A 15,016-nucleotide genomic window follows, 5' to 3' on the forward strand; every position below is an offset into this window, starting at 1 on the left:
CCCGATGGCCAGCTATCCCAGCCCCCAACGCGAACCGCTGATCGACTCTCGCTTGCAAGAGATCCTCTCGCAGCGCGGCAAGGAACTGATCGGTCTGGGCCTGATCGGCGCGGGATTGGTTCTGGCGTTGATCCTGGGCTCGTATTCGCCCGAGGACCCCTCGTGGATGGCCGCGACCGACGCTCCGGTCCACAACGCGCTGGGCCGGCTGGGCGCCGCACTGGCCGGGCCGCTCTACACGATCACCGGCCGCGGGGCGTGGGGGCTGGTGCTGGCGCTGTGCATCTGGGGCCTGCGGCTGGTCATCCACCAGGGCGAACAGAACATCCTGGGCCGCAGCCTGTTCGTGCCCGTCGCGGTGGCGATGGGGTCGGTCTGGCTGGCCTCGCTGGTGCCGGGCAACAACTGGGTGCTGGATTTCGGCTTGGGCGGCATGTTCGGCGACACGGTTCTGGCGGCGGTTCTGACCGCGCTGGGCATGTCCAGCTTTGTCGCCAACCTGTTGACCTTGCTCACCTTTGCCGCGACCGTGGGTCTGTATCTCTACGTCCTGGGGTCCTCGATCCCCGAGGTGCTGCGCATTTCCGGCTTCCTGCTGTCGGGGCTGATCCTGTCCTATCACGGGCTTTTGTCGCTGCTGGGCATGACCGCGCGCGGGGCCGGGGGGCTGGCGGTGCGCAGCCACGACCAATGGCAACATCGACGCGAGACCCGCGCCCAGGCCCGGGCCGCGGCCGAACAGGCGCTGGCCCAGCATCAACCCTGGACCGAGCCGCACTGGACCGAGTCCGAGCCCGCGCCCGCAGCCTATGGCCATCCCCAGGCGCCGCGCCCGGCGCCGCGCATCTACCGGCCTGAACCGCCGATGCACCACGCCGCGCCGCCGCTGTCGGCCCCGCGCGCGCCCGCGCCGCGGGATTGGCAGCCCGACCCCTACGCCGATCCCTACGAGGACACGGCCCAACCCGTGCCGTCCGCGCACCACCGCACGCCGGCGCCCGCATCCCCGCCCGTCGCGCCGCACCCTGTCGCGCCGCAGTCCCCGCAATCCTGGGCCCGCCCGGCGGAAAAGCAGGGTCTGCTGGGCCGCGTCGCGGCGCTGGGCCGCCGTCAGCAAGATCTCGACCCGCAGGATTGGGCGCTGCCCGATGGCGAGTTGATCGAACCCGACCTTGCGCCGCAGGCCCGCACCGCCGCCGCACCGCCGCCGGACCGCGTGCGCTCGCGCATCGCCGAACTGATGACCGGGCGGCAGAAATCGAAACCCGTGCTGCGCTTCAACCCTGAGGAATACCCCAATACGCCGCCGTCGATTGTGCCCGGCGCGCATGTCGAGCCGCCCCTGACCGCCGCGCATCGCCCCGCCCCCGCTGCACCGCAGCCCGCCCCGGCGCAGGCCGACCCCGGCAGCTATTCCTACAGCCATGCCTTCGGGTTTCAGCCGACGCAGACGGTCTATCCGGGCGCCATGCCCGCCAGCATCGATGCGCCCGCCGCCCCCCCGGCGCCGGGCCGCGCCCCGGCCACGCCGCAACCGCGCGTGCTGACACGCGCGCGCGCCGAGCCGGTGTATCAGGACGATGACGACGATTTCGGCGGGTTCGACGACGATGACGACGCGGACGACGACCGCTATGACGCCCCGCCGCCGCCCCCGCGCGCCGCCGAGCCGCGTGCGGGCGTGCTGAACCGCCGCGTCGTTCAGACCCCCTCGCGCCGGCCCGTCCCCTCGCGTCAGGCGCAGGCCGAGGCCCAGCCGCGGCTGCCCCTCGAACCGGCGGCGCCGGCGTTCGAACTGCCGCCCCTCTCGCTGCTGCGCGACCCCAAGCTGGAAAAGCGTGTCGAGGTTCCGAACGAGGCGCTGGAAGAAAACGCCCGGATGTTGGAAAGCGTGCTGGAAGACTACGGTGTGCGCGGCGAGATCCTGTCGGTGCGTCCCGGCCCGGTGGTGACGATGTATGAACTGGAACCCGCGCCGGGCCTCAAGGCCAGCCGCGTGATCGGTCTGGCCGACGATATCGCGCGCTCGATGTCGGCCCTGTCGGCGCGCGTGTCCACGGTGCCCGGACGGTCGGTCATCGGCATCGAACTGCCCAACGACTACCGCCAGACCGTGGTCCTGCGCGAGATCCTGTCGGCGCGCGATTTCGGCGATACCACGATGCGCCTGCCGCTGGCGCTGGGCAAGGACATCGGCGGCGAGGCGGTGGTCGCGAACCTGGCCAAGATGCCCCACCTGCTGATCGCGGGCACCACGGGTTCGGGCAAGTCGGTGGCGATCAACACCATGATCCTGTCGCTGCTCTACAAGCTGACACCCGAGGAATGCCGCCTCATCATGATCGACCCCAAGATGCTGGAACTCAGCGTCTATGACGGCATCCCGCATCTGCTGTCGCCCGTCGTGACCGACCCGAAAAAGGCGGTCGTCGCCCTGAAATGGGTCGTCGGCGAGATGGAGGAACGCTATCGCAAGATGTCCAAGATGGGCGTGCGCAACATCGAGGGCTTCAACGGCCGCGTGCGCGAGGCCCTGGCCAAGGGCGAGATGTTCAAGCGCACCGTGCAGACCGGCTTTGACGACGAAACCGGCGATCCCGTGTTCGAGACCGAGGAATTCGCGCCCGAGTTGCTGCCGTTCATCGTGGTGATCGTGGACGAGATGGCCGACCTGATGATGGTCGCCGGGAAAGAGATCGAGGCCTGCATCCAGCGCCTGGCGCAGATGGCACGGGCCTCGGGGATCCACCTGATCATGGCGACGCAGCGCCCCTCGGTCGATGTCATCACCGGCACGATCAAGGCGAACTTCCCCACGCGGATCAGCTTTCAGGTCACGTCCAAGATCGACAGCCGCACCATCCTGGGCGAACAGGGCGCCGAGCAACTGCTGGGCATGGGCGACATGCTGTATATGGCGGGCGGGGCCAAGATCACCCGCGTGCACGGGCCCTTTGTGTCCGACAGCGAGGTCGAGGAGGTCGTGCAGCACCTGAAGAGCTTTGGCTCGCCGGACTATGTCTCAGGGGTGCTGGACGGGCCGGAAAGCGACCGCGAGGCGGATATCGACGCGGTGCTGGGGCTGGGCGACGGCAGCGGCGGCGACGACGCGCTCTATGACCAGGCGGTGGCGATCGTCGCACGGGATCGCAAATGCTCGACCAGCTACATCCAGCGCAAGCTGGGCATCGGCTACAACAAGGCCGCGCGCCTGGTCGAACAGATGGAGGACGAGGGCGTCGTCAGCCCCGCGAACCATGTCGGCAAGCGCGAGATCCTGGTCCCCGAGGTGCAGTGATCAGGCCGGCCGCAGCGCCATCAGCCGCGTCCAGCGCGGCTGCGGCGGCTGCGACAGCGCGGCGCGCAGCACCGGCAGGCTCAGCCGCGCGCGGTCGTGGATCAGCGCGCGATACAGCCGGAACGTCCCGGGCCTGAGGTAGACGGACCAGTGGCAGACCCGCGCCCGGGGCCGCGCCAGCGGCAGGCCCAGCGATTTCAGCGCGGCGGCGGTGGCCGGGTGGTCGATCTGGATGTCCAGCCAGTTCGCCGCGCCCGGCAGCCCACGCCCCAGGGCCGCGCGGGGCGCAAAGGGCGCCAGCGCGCGTTCGAACAGAAAGTCGTAGAGATCGTTCTCGCGCGTGGTGATGTTCACGAACTCGGCCGCGCGCCCGGCCGGACTGGTCAGCGCGGCCGCCGCGCGGCCGGTGAAATCGGCGCCCGCCAGCAGGATCACCCGACCCAGCATCCCCGCCGCCAGCAGCGGCACCGCGCCCAGGATCACCCGCGCGCCCAGCGAATGGCCGATCAGGTCCACCCGACGCCCCGGATCGATGCGGCGAATCGCCTGCACCAGGCGCGCCAGCATCGGCGCGGTGCGGTCGGCGGCGCGGGTCGCGCGCCAGACGCTGCCCGCCGAATCCCAGCCCAGCCCCAGGCACAGGCCCAGCGGCCGGCGCGGGCCGGGCAGGGCAAAGCCCAGCCGGCGCGGCCAGGACACGAAGCGGCTGGCGCCATGGCCGCCGCGCGGGGCGAAGATCAGGGAATGGGGGCAGACCTGGGGCTGACCGGGCCGATAGCCGCGTCCGTGCACCATGATGACCACCGGCGCGCCGGGCGGCAGATCTGCCATGGCACGGGCGAGCGCCCCCTCGGGCGTGACCCCGGTGCCTGTGCCCAGGCACAGGCCGGTGCGCGTTGCGGTGATGGGGATCAGCGTCATGGTGGCGTCTCGCGGTTGGTCAGGGCACGGGTCGGGTCCTTGTTGTCCGGTATGGCGGGTTTCATCCCGGTGACCGGGGCGTTCGGTGGTGGTGGGTCGGTCGAACCGTCCCCTGCGCTCAGCCTGAGCCGAGTCGGTGTCGAAAATGTGAAAGCCGCGCGGCGGTTTCCCGGCGCGCGGCGTTCTGTCCGTCCCTGACCCCGGGACCGTGGGGTCAGAGCACCAGTTGATAGGTCGTCAGCATTTCGCCCGCGCTTTCGGTGCCGGCGGGGCGGCGCAGGTTTCGCAGGCCCAGCTCGGCCTCGGCCAGCAGCGCGTAATCGACCAGGGCGCGCGCCACGGACAGGTCGTCCTGGCCGATATACTGGCGGAAGGTCGCGTGAATGCGGGCATAGGTGACGCGCAGGGCGTCATTGGTCATGCCATGCAAGGCGGCCTCCACCTCGGCCCGGGCCGCGGCGGTCATGCGCAATTCGCTCAACGGCAAGGTCAGCGAGATTTCCGTCTGCAACGCGGTCTGCGCCCGCGCCTGTTCAACAAAACGGCCCGCTCCGAACAGACTGGCACCAAAGACCGAGGCCGCCAGAGCAAAGGCATTGAGGGGAACACCCCCGAACTCGTCACGCACACAGATTAGGATCGGTTTCATGGGTTCGGCATCCTGCCTGACATTGCGATGCAGATGTTCTCGGGTCGAATCGGGGCGATTCAGGGGCAGGGTCTGGACGATTCAGGGACCATTCGGGGACCTTTCGTCGGCACGCTCAGGTTGTGCGGACGCCCCGGGGCCCTGCTGGCGTTGACCTCGGATCGCGTTTGGCATAAGCCCGGGCCAGCGTGGGGGTTTGTGCCGGCTTGCGGCCCACGGAAAAGAAACCGCTAAAGAGGCTGTGTCCCGTCCCCCAATGGCGGGCCGCCCCTGCCGGTTTCGGATCCGCGGTCGCGTGCCGCGCAGTGAAGGGGCAAACACATGGCCGAGTATCCCGGGAACCTTTGGAAGGGTCGCACGATCGCCGTGCATGGTGGCGCGCGGCGCAGCCAGTATGGCGAGATGGCCGAGGCCATCTATTTGACCCAGGGCTTTGCCTATCCTGACGCGGAAAGCGCCGAGGCGCGGTTCCTGAAATCGGGGCCCGACGAATTCATCTATGCCCGCTACGGCAATCCGACCGTCGCCGCCTTTGAAGACCGCATCGCCGCCATCGAGGGGACCGAGGCCGCCTTTGCCACGGCCTCGGGGATGGCGGCCGTTTCGGGCGCGTTGACGGCGCTGTGCCGGGCCGGCGACCGTATCGTCGCCAGCCGGGCGCTGTTCGGCTCGTGCCTCTATGTGCTCGAGGATGTGCTGGCCCGATTCGGGGTCGAGGTCGTCTTTGTCGATGGCACCGATCTGGCCCAGTGGCGCGCGGCCCTGGCGGATGGCGCCAAGCTGGTGTTCCTGGAAAGCGTGTCGAACCCCACGCTCGAGGTGATTGACCTTCAGGCCGTCTGCGAACTGGCCCATGCCGCCGGTGCGGTGGTGATCGTGGACAACGCCTTTGCCACGCCGGTCTTTTCGCAGGCGGTGGCGCAAGGCGCCGACATCGTCGTCTATTCCGCAACCAAGCATATCGACGGGCAGGGCCGCTGCCTGGGCGGCGTGATCTGCGGCAAGCGCGACGTGGTGCGCGGCCCGATCGAGGCCTACATGAAACACACCGGCGGGGCGATGAGTCCGTTCAACGCCTGGGTGCTGCTGAACGGGTTGACCACGCTGGACCTGCGCGTCCGGGCGCAGGCTGCGACCGCCCAGCGCCTGGCCGGGGCGCTCGAGGGGCATCCCGCCGTCGCGCGGGTTCTGTTCCCGGGCCTGCCCAGCCACCCGCAGCACGATCTGGCGCGCCGGGTCATGGCCGGGCCCGGCACCGTCGTGACCTTTGATCTGGCCGGTGGCAAGGCCGCGGCCTTTCGTTTCATGAACGCGCTCAAGGTGGTGCTGATCTCGAACAACCTGGGCGACGCGCGTTCGATCGCGACGCATCCGGCGACGACGACGCACCAGCGCCTGCCCGCCGACCAGAAGGCGCTGCTGGGTATCACCCCGGGCCTGATTCGCCTGTCGGTCGGGCTGGAGGACGCCGACGACCTGCTGGCGGATCTGACGGGGGCGCTGAATGCGATCTGAGGTCGCGCCCAAGTGATCCGATCGCCGCGCGATGTCGTAGAACCGTTGAATGCGCGCGATAAGGGCTTACCTTACAGGCCTGCGCGCCAACCGGAGGGCGAAGCGATGAACATGCAACGGACCGTCACGGGCCAGGACCCCGATCGCACCCAGGCCGAGGCGGCGCTGGACACGCTGCGCGCCTGGGCCGCGCGCGCCAGCGAGGCCGAGATCGCCGCGTTGGATCCCGCCGTGGCCCGGCTGCTTCCCGGCGTGCCCGATCCCGCCTATCCCGTGCTCAAGCGCGACTATCCCGCCGATTTCGTGCCGGACGCGGCCTACAAGCGGTCCATGCCCGACCTTCAGAACGGGCCCTCCAGTCTGATCCGGGGCGCGCACGCGCCGATCCAGCACGTCGGGATCTCGAATTTCCGCCTGCCGGTCCGGTTTCGCACCCGCGCCGACGATCCGGGTGAGGTGACACTGCACGCCTCGGTCACCGGCACCGTCAGCCTGGATGCCGACAAGAAGGGCATCAACATGTCGCGCATCATGCGCAGCTTCTACCGCCACGCTGAAAAGCGGTTCAGCACGGCGGTGGTCGAGGCCGCGCTTGACGATTACAAGGCCGATCTCGGCAGTTTCGATGCCCGCATCCAGATGCGGTTCCAGTTCCCGTTGCAGGTGGACAGCCTGCGCTCGGGGCTGAGCGGCTGGCAGTATTACGATATCGCCATCGAGCTGGTCGAACACGACGGCGTGCGCCGCCAGTTCATTCACCTCGATTTCGTCTATTCCTCGACCTGCCCCTGTTCGCTCGAGCTCAGCGAACACGCGCGCGCCGGGCGCGGGCAACTGGCGACACCGCATTCGCAGCGGTCGGTCGCGCGTCTGTCGGTCGAGGCCCTGCCGGGCGCGGTTCTGTGGTTCGAGGACCTGATCGACATGTGCCGCGCCGCCGTGCCGACCGAAACCCAGGTCATGGTCAAGCGCGAGGACGAGCAGGCCTTTGCCGAACTCAACGCCGCCAACCCGATCTTTGTCGAAGACGCGGCGCGGCTGTTCTGCCAGGTGCTGCAAGATGACCCGCGCGTGGGCGATTTCCGCATTGTCGCCAGCCATCAGGAAAGCCTGCACAGCCATGACGCGGTGAGCGTGCTGACCCAGGGGCCGACCTTTGCCGCCGACAGTCTGGACCCGCGCCTGTTCGCGACGCTGATTCACGTCGGCTGACCCGGGCATGACCGCGCTGCTGACCGTGACCTTGAATCCCGCGCTGGATATCGGGGCCTCGGTCGCGCGGATGCAGGCCGGACCAAAGCTGCGGCTGGACGATCCGGTGGCCGAACCGGGCGGCGGGGGTATCAACGTGGCCCGCGCGGCGGTCAAGCTGGGTGGCCGGGCCCGCGCCATCGCGGCGCTGGGCGGGGCGGCCGGGCAACGCATCGCGGATTTGCTGGCCGACAGCGGCGTCGAACTGGTCGCGGTTCCCGTGCCCGGCGAAACGCGCCAGAACCTCGCCGTGCTGGACCGCGCGGACGGTCAGCAGTATCGCCTGCAATTTCCGGGCCCTGTCTGGACCGAGGTTCTGGCCGCGTCGATGCTGGACCGCCTCGTGGCCGAGGTCCGATCGCTGGACCCCGGCGCCATCGTCATTTTGAGCGGCAGCCAGCCGCCGGGCCTGTCGCCCGCGTTTCCGCAGGATGCGGCGCGCCGGCTCGGGCCAGGGGCGCGGCTGGTCGTCGATACCTCGGGCCCGGCGCTGGCGCGGCTGATCGAAGCGCCGCAGCCCGGCGCGCGACCGCATGTGCTGCGCCTCGATCAGGCCGAATCCGAATCCGCCGCCGGCCACCCCTTGCCCGGGGTGCGCGAAAGTCTGGATTTCGCGCAGGTGCTGGTGGCGCGCGGGGTGGCGGATTGCGTCGTGCTGGCGCGCGGGGCCGAGGGGTCGGTCCTGGCCACCGCCATCGACCGCCTGCACGCCGCCCCGCCCCGCGTGTCCGTCGAATCGCGCATCGGTGCGGGCGACAGCTTCACCGCCGGCTTTTCCCTGACGCTGGCTGCGGGCGGCGACTGGGGCGCTGCGATGATTGCCGGCACTGCGGCGGCGGCGGCGGCGGTGATGACCCCCGGCACCGAACTGTGCCGCGGCGAGGATGCCCGCGCCCTGGCCGCGCGCTGCACCCTGAGCGTGGCTTGACACCGTCGGGTGCTGCGGCCAAGGGTTTGGCCATGATCGACGTCCGACCTGTCGCGAATATCATTGGCTGGCTGCTCGTGGCGCTGGGCACGATCATGCTTGTGCCACTGTGCGTGGACTTGTGGACCGACTCGCAGGATTGGCGGGTGTTCCTGGTTTCGTCGATCCTGACGGTGGTTGCGGGCGGGCTGCTGGTGCTGGCGACCGCCAACGCGCGCGGCACCGGGCTGACGATCCGCCAGAGCTTTCTTTTGACCACCGTGTCGTGGATGGTGATGCCGCTGTTCGGCGGCATTCCCTTTCTTCTGGCGCTGGACCACCTCAGCTTCGTCGATGCGATGTTCGAGGCCATGTCGGGCATCACCACCACCGGCGCGACGGTGTTTTCCGGGCTGGACTCGATGCCCCCGGGGGTCCTGCTGTGGCGTTCGACCCTGCAATGGCTGGGCGGTCTGGGGATCGTGCTGGTCGCACTGATCTTCCTGCCGGTGATGAAGGTCGGCGGGATGCAGCACTTCCGCTCGGAAGGGTTCGACACGATGGGCAAGGTGCTGCCGCGCGCGGCCGACATCTCGTGGATGCTGTTGCAGATCTATGCCGGGCTGACGATCCTGTGCGCGGCGGCGTTCCTGGTGTCGGGGATGAACGCCTTCGATGCGATCAACCACGCGCTGACGACGCTTTCGACCGGCGGGTTCTCGACTCGCGATGCGTCGTTCGGGGCCTATGGCCCCGGGGCCCATTGGGTGGGCGTGATCTTCATGTGGCTGGCCGGGCTGCCGTTCATCCGCTACCTGCAATTCATCAACGGCGCCTGGCAGCCGCTGTTCCGCGACATCCAGATTCGCGCCTATTTCCGCTGGACGCTTTACGCGGTCGGTGCGGTGGTGGGGTACCGGCTGCTGCACGAAACCGGCGATGTCGAGGAGATCGTGCGCGACACGGCCTTCAACGTGGTGTCGATGTTCTCGGGCACGGGATACGGTTCCGCCGACGTCGAGGCCTGGGGCGATTTCCCGATCCTGGTGCTGATCGTGACCGGCTTCATCGGCGCCTGCACCGCCTCGACGGGGTGCTCGATCAAGGTGTTCCGCTACCTGGTGCTGTTCGAGGCGATCAAGGCGCAGATCCGGCAACTGGTCTATCCCAACCGGGTGATCCCGCTGCATCTGGACGGCCGTCGGCTGGACGACGAGGTGGTGGTTTCGGTGGTGGTCATGTTCACGGCCTTTGTCGTGGGCTTCGGCGTGCTCACGGTCCTGATGTCGCTGACCGGGCTGGACATGCGGTCGGCCTTTACCGGCGCCTGGACGGCGATCTGCAACGTTGGCCCGGCCTGGGGCGCCGAGGTGGGCGAGACCGGCGCCCTCGATGCCTTTCCAGAGCTGTCGAAATGGCTGATGATCCTGGCCATGCTGATGGGGCGGCTGGAGATGGTCGCCGTGCTGGTGCTGGTGCTGCCGCGCTTCTGGCGGGGGTGATTGCGCAAGCTTCGGGTCGCGGGCGCGGAGGCTCGCGGGCAGACTGAGGCCCTCACCAACGCCGAGGGTCCCATGCGTCCGATCTTCCTGCCCCTGCCCGATGCCACCGCCGCCCATTACCGCTCTGGCGGTCCCGATGCCTATGGCCTGCGCCCCGAACGCCGCGTGGCGGATGGCGGCGCCATACCCTGCCGCCACAGCCTGCGCCTGCTGCCGGCCGGCACGCCCTACCTGATCGTTGCCCACCGCCCTTTTGCCGGGCTGAATCCCTATGCCGAAACCGGGCCGATCTTCCTGGCGGCCGAGGATACCCCGGGCGCCGCGCCCACCACCGAACTGCCGCCGTTTCTGACGGCGGCCGCGTATATCGTGCGCGGCTATTCGCTCGACGAGCGTATCGTCTACGGGACCGGCGCGGTCACGCCGACCGACAGGATCGTCGCGGCCTGCGCCAATCTTCTTGCGTGCGACGCGATCGCTTTCGTGCATGTCCGCTCGGCTACGAACAACTGCTTTCACGTTCGCGTCCAGCGCGACCACCCGGCGGAGGGTTTCGCCCTCGGCCGGGAGGCTTCCAGCCTCCAGCCCTCGGGCGACCCGGTGGGGGGCGCTGCCCCCCACACCCCCCGGGATATTTCGGGCACAAAGATCGGGTAATTCCTGGCTCAAGGCCCCCAATCATCTTGTCCGAAATACGCACGGGGATTTTCAAGGGGGGCGTGCCCCCCTTGAAGCGGGGGTGCGGGGGCGGCAGCCCCCGCCGCCTCGTCAACCCGCGAAAGCCGCGGCCAGCGCGATCTCGATCATGTCGCCGAACGAGCGTTCGCGATCCGCCGAGGGCAGCGATTCGCCCGTTTGCAGGTGGTCCGAGACCGTCAACACCGCAAGCCCGCGCCGGCCATGGCGGGCACAGAGGTTGTAGAGTTCCGCCGCCTCCATCTCGACCGCGAGGACGCCGTGCCGCGTCATGATCTCGTTCAGGTCGGGGCGTTCGTCGTAGAACACGTCGGACGAGTAGACATTGCCCACATGCACCGTGACGCCCTTGTCCGTCGCTGCCCGATGCGCGGCGCTGAGCAGGCCGAAATCGGCGCAGGGGGCGAACCCGAGGTCGCGGAAGATCCCTTTCGACGGGGTCGAGAGCGCGCTGCAGCTCATAGCCAGCACCACGTCGCGGATCCGGACCTGCGGTTGCATCCCGCCGGCCGATCCGACCCGGATCAGGGTCTGTGCCCCAAAGTCGCGGATCAGTTCGTTGGCGTAGATCGAAAAGGACGGCATTCCCATGCCCGAGCCATGGATTGTCACCGCTTGGCCCCGCCATGTGCCGGTATAGCCCAGCATGCCGCGCACCTCGTTCACCAGGCGCGGCTGGTCGAGAAAGGTCTCGGCCGCCCAGCGGGCGCGATAGGGATCGCCGGGCAAAAGCACGGTGGGGGCGATGTCGCCGGGTTTCGCGCCGATATGGACGGTCATGCAAAGCCTCCTGTTCGCAAGGTTCCCGAGGCTAGCAGTTTGACCGCCCGATAAAAAGTGTCCTCAGCGTGTCAGAACCCCTTCGGCGATCCAGTCGTCCACCACCGAGAGCGCGCTGTCCGAGAACAGGGGATCGTTGATATGTGCGTCCATCTCGATCAGCGTGACATTGGCGGGGCAGAAATCGCGCACCCCCTGGACAAAGGCCGCCAGCCCCTCGGGGTCGCTGAGGGGCCCCCCGGGGCGGTCCCATTCGTTGCCGCCCTGCGTGGGCAGCAGGAACACCACGGGCGCCCGGGCCAGGGCCAGCCGCTCGCACATCACGCGCGCCATTTCGCGGCGTTCGTCGGGGGTCATGATGACCGAGGTGAGCAGCCGGTTGTGGGCATGGGCCGGGCGGTCCTTCAGATGCGCGGGCATCTCGTGCCAGCCGACCAGGTCCACCAGGTCATAGCACCCGATGGACACGATCTGCGGGATACCTGCCTTGCCGGCGTTGGTCATGCGGTCGGGGCCGGCGCTGATGGCCGATCCGTGCAGGTGGTTGCCCACCTCTTGCGGGGCGAAATCCAGAACGGCGGCAAAGGCTCCTTCGGCGGCCAGCGATTCGAACGCCCGCCCGCCCATGCCGGTGGCGTGGAACACCGCGACCTCGAATCCGCGCGCTTCCAGCGCGGGTTTCAGCGTCACCATGTAGCGCAGCACGGTCTTGCCGAAACTGGTCATGCCGATCAGGGGCCGGTCGCGGGTTGGCCGTTCCACCGCCCGCGCGGCACCCAGCACTGCCCCCGCCGCCTGGCTGAGCGACGCCTTGCAGACCGAGTTCAGCCCGTAAAGCCCGCCGGCCCAGAGGATCATCTGCACATCCGCCGCCAGCCGTTCGGGCGGGATCATCGGCGAGAAGGACACCGTCGAGACGATGTATTTCGGCACGCCAAGGGGCAGAGCCGCGCAGAGATCCAGCGCCAGATCCGTGCCCATCGAGCCGCCCAGCACGACGACCCCGTCGAACGCCCCCTCGGCGAAGAGCCGCGCGGCCAGCGCCGCCGATCCGCGCGCCATGATCTGCATGGCCAGGTTCTCGTCCTCGCCGGCGATGGCCTCGGCGATCGACGATCCGCCCGCGTCGGCGACCTGGTGCTTGGAATAATCCACGGGTTCGCGCGGGTCGCCCAGGACGCTGACATCCATGGTCCTCACCGCGCCGCCCTGGGCGCGGATCACCTGGGCCAGATAGCCCAGTTCGTCCTGTTTGGTGTCGTAGGTGCCGACGATGAGGATGGTGCGGTCTGTGGTGGTCTCAGGCATCGGGGCCTCGCAGGTAAGCATGGACAAGGGGCATCGCGGTGCGGACGGCGCGCAATGAGCGCGCCCGCCCGCCGGGTTCGGTCATCCGGGGAATGATCCAGCCCAGATAGGTCAGCGCGCGCAACATCAGCATCAGGTCCAGCGTCGCCGCATCCACCGCGCGGCGGGTGGCATAGCCTGCGATCAACGCGGCGCGCAGGGCCGGATAGTCGGGGGCGGCAAGCTGGCGCAGCAGCACGGTTGCCAGGTCGAAATCGCGGTAGCCCCATCCGCCGTCGTCAAAGTCGATCAGGCTCAGGCTCTGGCCATCGACCATCACGTTCTCGGTGATCGCGTCGGCGTGGATCAGGCCGAAATCCAGCGCGTCGTGACGCGCGGCCAGGTCGGCCTGCGCGCGGTCCCGCGCGGCGTCCACGGCGGCACGGTCGGCGTCGGACAGATCCGGGTTCGTCTGGAACGGCCCCCACAGCGGTGCGTCGCCCAAAAGCCCGGGCCGGTCCCAGCGGGGGCGGGTGAACCACGCAGGCGGGGTCCAGCCGTCGGAGAGGTCGTGCAGGCGCGCCAGCAGCCCGCCCAGCCGGTGCATGTGGCCCGCGCGGTCCCCGATCCCGTCCAGGGCGCCCTGCTTGCCGACCATCTGTCCGGGCAGCCAGGTCAGCAGATCCACGGCGGTGCCGCCGACGTCTTCGACCAGGCGGCCATTCCGCGACGGCACCGGGCGCGGCACGGCCAGCCCCCCCCGGGCCAGCATCGCCATCCATTCCAGTTCCGAGCGCAGTTCATCGGCCGTGCGATACCCGGGGCGGTGCAGCCTGAGCGCATAGGGGCCGCCCGCACCCTCGGCGCGCCAGACGGCGTTCTCGCGCTGGGCGGCCAGCGTGATCGCGTCGGGCGAGAGGCCCCACAAAGGCGCCGCCTGATGCGCGAGGCCCGTCATGCCAGCGGTGTTGCGGTCATCACCGCATCCAACGTGTCGATCAACTGATCGACATGGGCCCGCGCGAAGGGCATCGGCGGGCGGATCTTCAGCACGTTGTAGTGGATTCCCAGGAAGTTCAGCAGCACGCCGCGTTGGCGCATCCCGTTGGCCAGCGCCTTGACATAGGCGGTCGCGGGGGCCTTTGTGCCCCGGTCCAGCACCATTTCGGCGCCGAAGAACAGGCCCGAGCCTCGCACATCGCCGATCGCCGGATGCCGCGTGGCCAGTTCGCGCAGTCCTGACAGGGCGTAGGCGCCGACCTCGGCCGCGTTGGCTTGCAGCCCTTCGTCCTGCACGACGCGCAGGGTGGCCATGGCGGCGGCGGCGCTGACGGGGTTGCCGCCAAAGGTGTTGAAATAGCGAAACCGGCTGCGAAACGCCTGCATCGTCTGGGCGGGCGCGACCACGGCGGCGACCGGGTGGCCGTTCGCCATCGGCTTGCCCAGGGTCACGATGTCGGGCGTCAGGCCGATCTTCTGGTGCCCCCAGAAATGACTGCCGACGCGGCCAAAGCCGGGCTGAACCTCGTCCGCGATGATGACGCCGCCGGCCTTGCGCACCACGGCGACCACGGGGTCCAGCCAGCCATGGGGCAGGGTGGGGAAACCTTCATTGGCAAAGAACGGATCGAGGATCAACGACGAGAACCCGCAGCCGCGGTCCTCGAGCACCGCGATCTGCTTCGCGACCTCGGCGGCAAAGGCGTGGGCGTGGGCCATGCCCGGCTCACCGCCCAGGGGGCGATAGCTGTCGGGCGCGGGCACGAATACGACGGAATCCCAATACCCGCCCGGCGGCGGGTTGGTCTGCGAAAGCTGGTGCACGGCGGTGGTGTTGCCGTGATAGGTGTGGTCGGTGGCGATCACGCCGGTCTTGCCGGTCAGCGCCTGCGCCATGCGCAGCGCCACGTCGTTCGCCTCGGAGCCGGTGCAGCACAGGAGCGCGGTGTCAAAGGGCGCGTCGAAGGTCGCGGTCAGGGCTTCGACATAATCGAGGATCCCCTCGTGCAGATAGCGGGTGTGGGTGTTCAGTGTGCCCGCCTGCCGGCAGATCGCCTCGACCACGCGGGGGTGGCAGTGGCCGACATGCGGGACGTTGTTGTAGCAATCCAGATACTGACGCCCGTCGGCGTCCCACAGCCACACCCCCTGACCCCGCACCAGATGCACGGGGTCTGTGTAAAACGTGGACATGTTGGGCCCGAGCAGCC

The 15,016-nt window shown here is 69.0% G+C and carries 12 protein-coding genes and 1 riboswitch; of the genes, 6 read left to right on the forward strand and 6 right to left on the reverse strand.

The features are described from left to right. Positions 1-4: 4 nt before the first annotated feature. Positions 5-3,298, forward strand: a complete 3,294-nt coding sequence (locus tag H6900_06285; protein ID MCC0072883.1) for a DNA translocase FtsK 4TM domain-containing protein — start codon at positions 5-7, stop codon at positions 3,296-3,298. Here the strand turns inward: H6900_06285 and H6900_06290 are convergent, their stop codons facing one another. Together H6900_06290 and H6900_06295 are read right to left on the reverse strand one after the other, a co-directional pair. Then, positions 3,299-4,219: an alpha/beta hydrolase gene (locus H6900_06290; protein ID MCC0072884.1), complete on the reverse strand. Its 921-nt coding sequence runs from the start codon at positions 4,217-4,219 to the stop codon at positions 3,299-3,301. 214 nt (positions 4,220-4,433) lie between these two features. Continuing rightward, positions 4,434-4,868, reverse strand: a complete 435-nt coding sequence (locus H6900_06295; protein ID MCC0072885.1) for a hypothetical protein — start codon at positions 4,866-4,868, stop codon at positions 4,434-4,436. Positions 4,869-5,046: 178 nt separating this feature from the next. Next, positions 5,047-5,123, forward strand: a riboswitch (SAM riboswitch). A gap of 66 nt (positions 5,124-5,189) precedes the next feature. On the opposite strand from H6900_06295, the gene metZ reads away from it, so the two are divergent. The 5 genes from metZ to H6900_06320 all read left to right on the forward strand — a co-directional run bounded on the left by metZ (position 5,190) and on the right by H6900_06320 (position 10,700). Beyond that, positions 5,190-6,383, forward strand: coding sequence for an O-succinylhomoserine sulfhydrylase (gene metZ, locus H6900_06300; GenBank protein MCC0072886.1), 1,194 nt, complete (start codon positions 5,190-5,192; stop codon positions 6,381-6,383). Between the two features lie 105 nt (positions 6,384-6,488). After that, on the forward strand, positions 6,489-7,595 hold the full coding sequence (locus H6900_06305) for a GTP cyclohydrolase I FolE2 (GenBank protein MCC0072887.1): 1,107 nt from the start codon (positions 6,489-6,491) through the stop codon (positions 7,593-7,595). Between the two features lie 7 nt (positions 7,596-7,602). Beyond that, positions 7,603-8,562 (forward strand): hexose kinase, encoded by a 960-nt coding sequence (locus H6900_06310; GenBank protein MCC0072888.1) that lies wholly within the window; start codon positions 7,603-7,605, stop codon positions 8,560-8,562. A 32-nt stretch (positions 8,563-8,594) separates the two neighbouring features. Beyond that, complete coding sequence (locus H6900_06315; protein MCC0072889.1) at positions 8,595-10,043, forward strand: TrkH family potassium uptake protein; 1,449 nt, start codon at positions 8,595-8,597, stop codon at positions 10,041-10,043. Between the two features lie 72 nt (positions 10,044-10,115). Then, positions 10,116-10,700 carry a DUF1203 domain-containing protein gene (locus H6900_06320; GenBank protein ID MCC0072890.1) on the forward strand — a complete coding sequence of 195 codons (585 nt, stop codon included), beginning with the start codon at positions 10,116-10,118 and terminating at the stop codon, positions 10,698-10,700. 111 nt (positions 10,701-10,811) lie between these two features. Here H6900_06320 and deoD read toward each other — a convergent pair whose 3' ends face one another. The 4 genes from deoD to H6900_06340 all read right to left on the reverse strand — a co-directional run bounded on the left by deoD (position 10,812) and on the right by H6900_06340 (position 14,999). Then, on the reverse strand, positions 10,812-11,519 hold the full coding sequence (gene deoD / locus H6900_06325; GenBank protein ID MCC0072891.1) for a purine-nucleoside phosphorylase: 708 nt from the start codon (positions 11,517-11,519) through the stop codon (positions 10,812-10,814). A gap of 63 nt (positions 11,520-11,582) precedes the next feature. Further along, positions 11,583-12,827: a Tm-1-like ATP-binding domain-containing protein gene (locus tag H6900_06330; protein MCC0072892.1), complete on the reverse strand. Its 1,245-nt coding sequence runs from the start codon at positions 12,825-12,827 to the stop codon at positions 11,583-11,585. Continuing rightward, positions 12,820-13,764: a phosphotransferase gene (locus H6900_06335; GenBank protein MCC0072893.1), complete on the reverse strand. Its 945-nt coding sequence runs from the start codon at positions 13,762-13,764 to the stop codon at positions 12,820-12,822. Before H6900_06335 ends, H6900_06330 begins: the two co-directional genes overlap by 8 nt. Next, positions 13,761-14,999, reverse strand: coding sequence for an aminotransferase class III-fold pyridoxal phosphate-dependent enzyme (locus tag H6900_06340; protein ID MCC0072894.1), 1,239 nt, complete (start codon positions 14,997-14,999; stop codon positions 13,761-13,763). Before H6900_06340 ends, H6900_06335 begins: the two co-directional genes overlap by 4 nt. Positions 15,000-15,016 lie beyond the last annotated feature (17 nt).

It is taken from the genome of Rhodobacter sp. (genome assembly GCA_020637515.1).
Classification (GTDB): domain Bacteria; phylum Pseudomonadota; class Alphaproteobacteria; order Rhodobacterales; family Rhodobacteraceae; genus Pararhodobacter.

Coding starts and splice junctions, on each gene's coding strand:
- deoD (MCC0072891.1), bottom strand. CDS start 11,519: ATGACCGTCCATATCGGCGCGAAACCCGGCGACATCGCCCCCACCGTG.
- H6900_06320 (MCC0072890.1), top strand. CDS start 10,116: ATGCGTCCGATCTTCCTGCCCCTGCCCGATGCCACCGCCGCCCATTAC.
- H6900_06305 (MCC0072887.1), top strand. CDS start 6,489: ATGAACATGCAACGGACCGTCACGGGCCAGGACCCCGATCGCACCCAG.
- H6900_06290 (MCC0072884.1), bottom strand. CDS start 4,219: ATGACGCTGATCCCCATCACCGCAACGCGCACCGGCCTGTGCCTGGGC.
- H6900_06335 (MCC0072893.1), bottom strand. CDS start 13,764: ATGACGGGCCTCGCGCATCAGGCGGCGCCTTTGTGGGGCCTCTCGCCC.
- H6900_06295 (MCC0072885.1), bottom strand. CDS start 4,868: ATGAAACCGATCCTAATCTGTGTGCGTGACGAGTTCGGGGGTGTTCCC.
- H6900_06285 (MCC0072883.1), top strand. CDS start 5: ATGGCCAGCTATCCCAGCCCCCAACGCGAACCGCTGATCGACTCTCGC.
- metZ (MCC0072886.1), top strand. CDS start 5,190: ATGGCCGAGTATCCCGGGAACCTTTGGAAGGGTCGCACGATCGCCGTG.
- H6900_06340 (MCC0072894.1), bottom strand. CDS start 14,999: ATGTCCACGTTTTACACAGACCCCGTGCATCTGGTGCGGGGTCAGGGG.
- H6900_06315 (MCC0072889.1), top strand. CDS start 8,595: ATGATCGACGTCCGACCTGTCGCGAATATCATTGGCTGGCTGCTCGTG.
- H6900_06310 (MCC0072888.1), top strand. CDS start 7,603: ATGACCGCGCTGCTGACCGTGACCTTGAATCCCGCGCTGGATATCGGG.
- H6900_06330 (MCC0072892.1), bottom strand. CDS start 12,827: ATGCCTGAGACCACCACAGACCGCACCATCCTCATCGTCGGCACCTAC.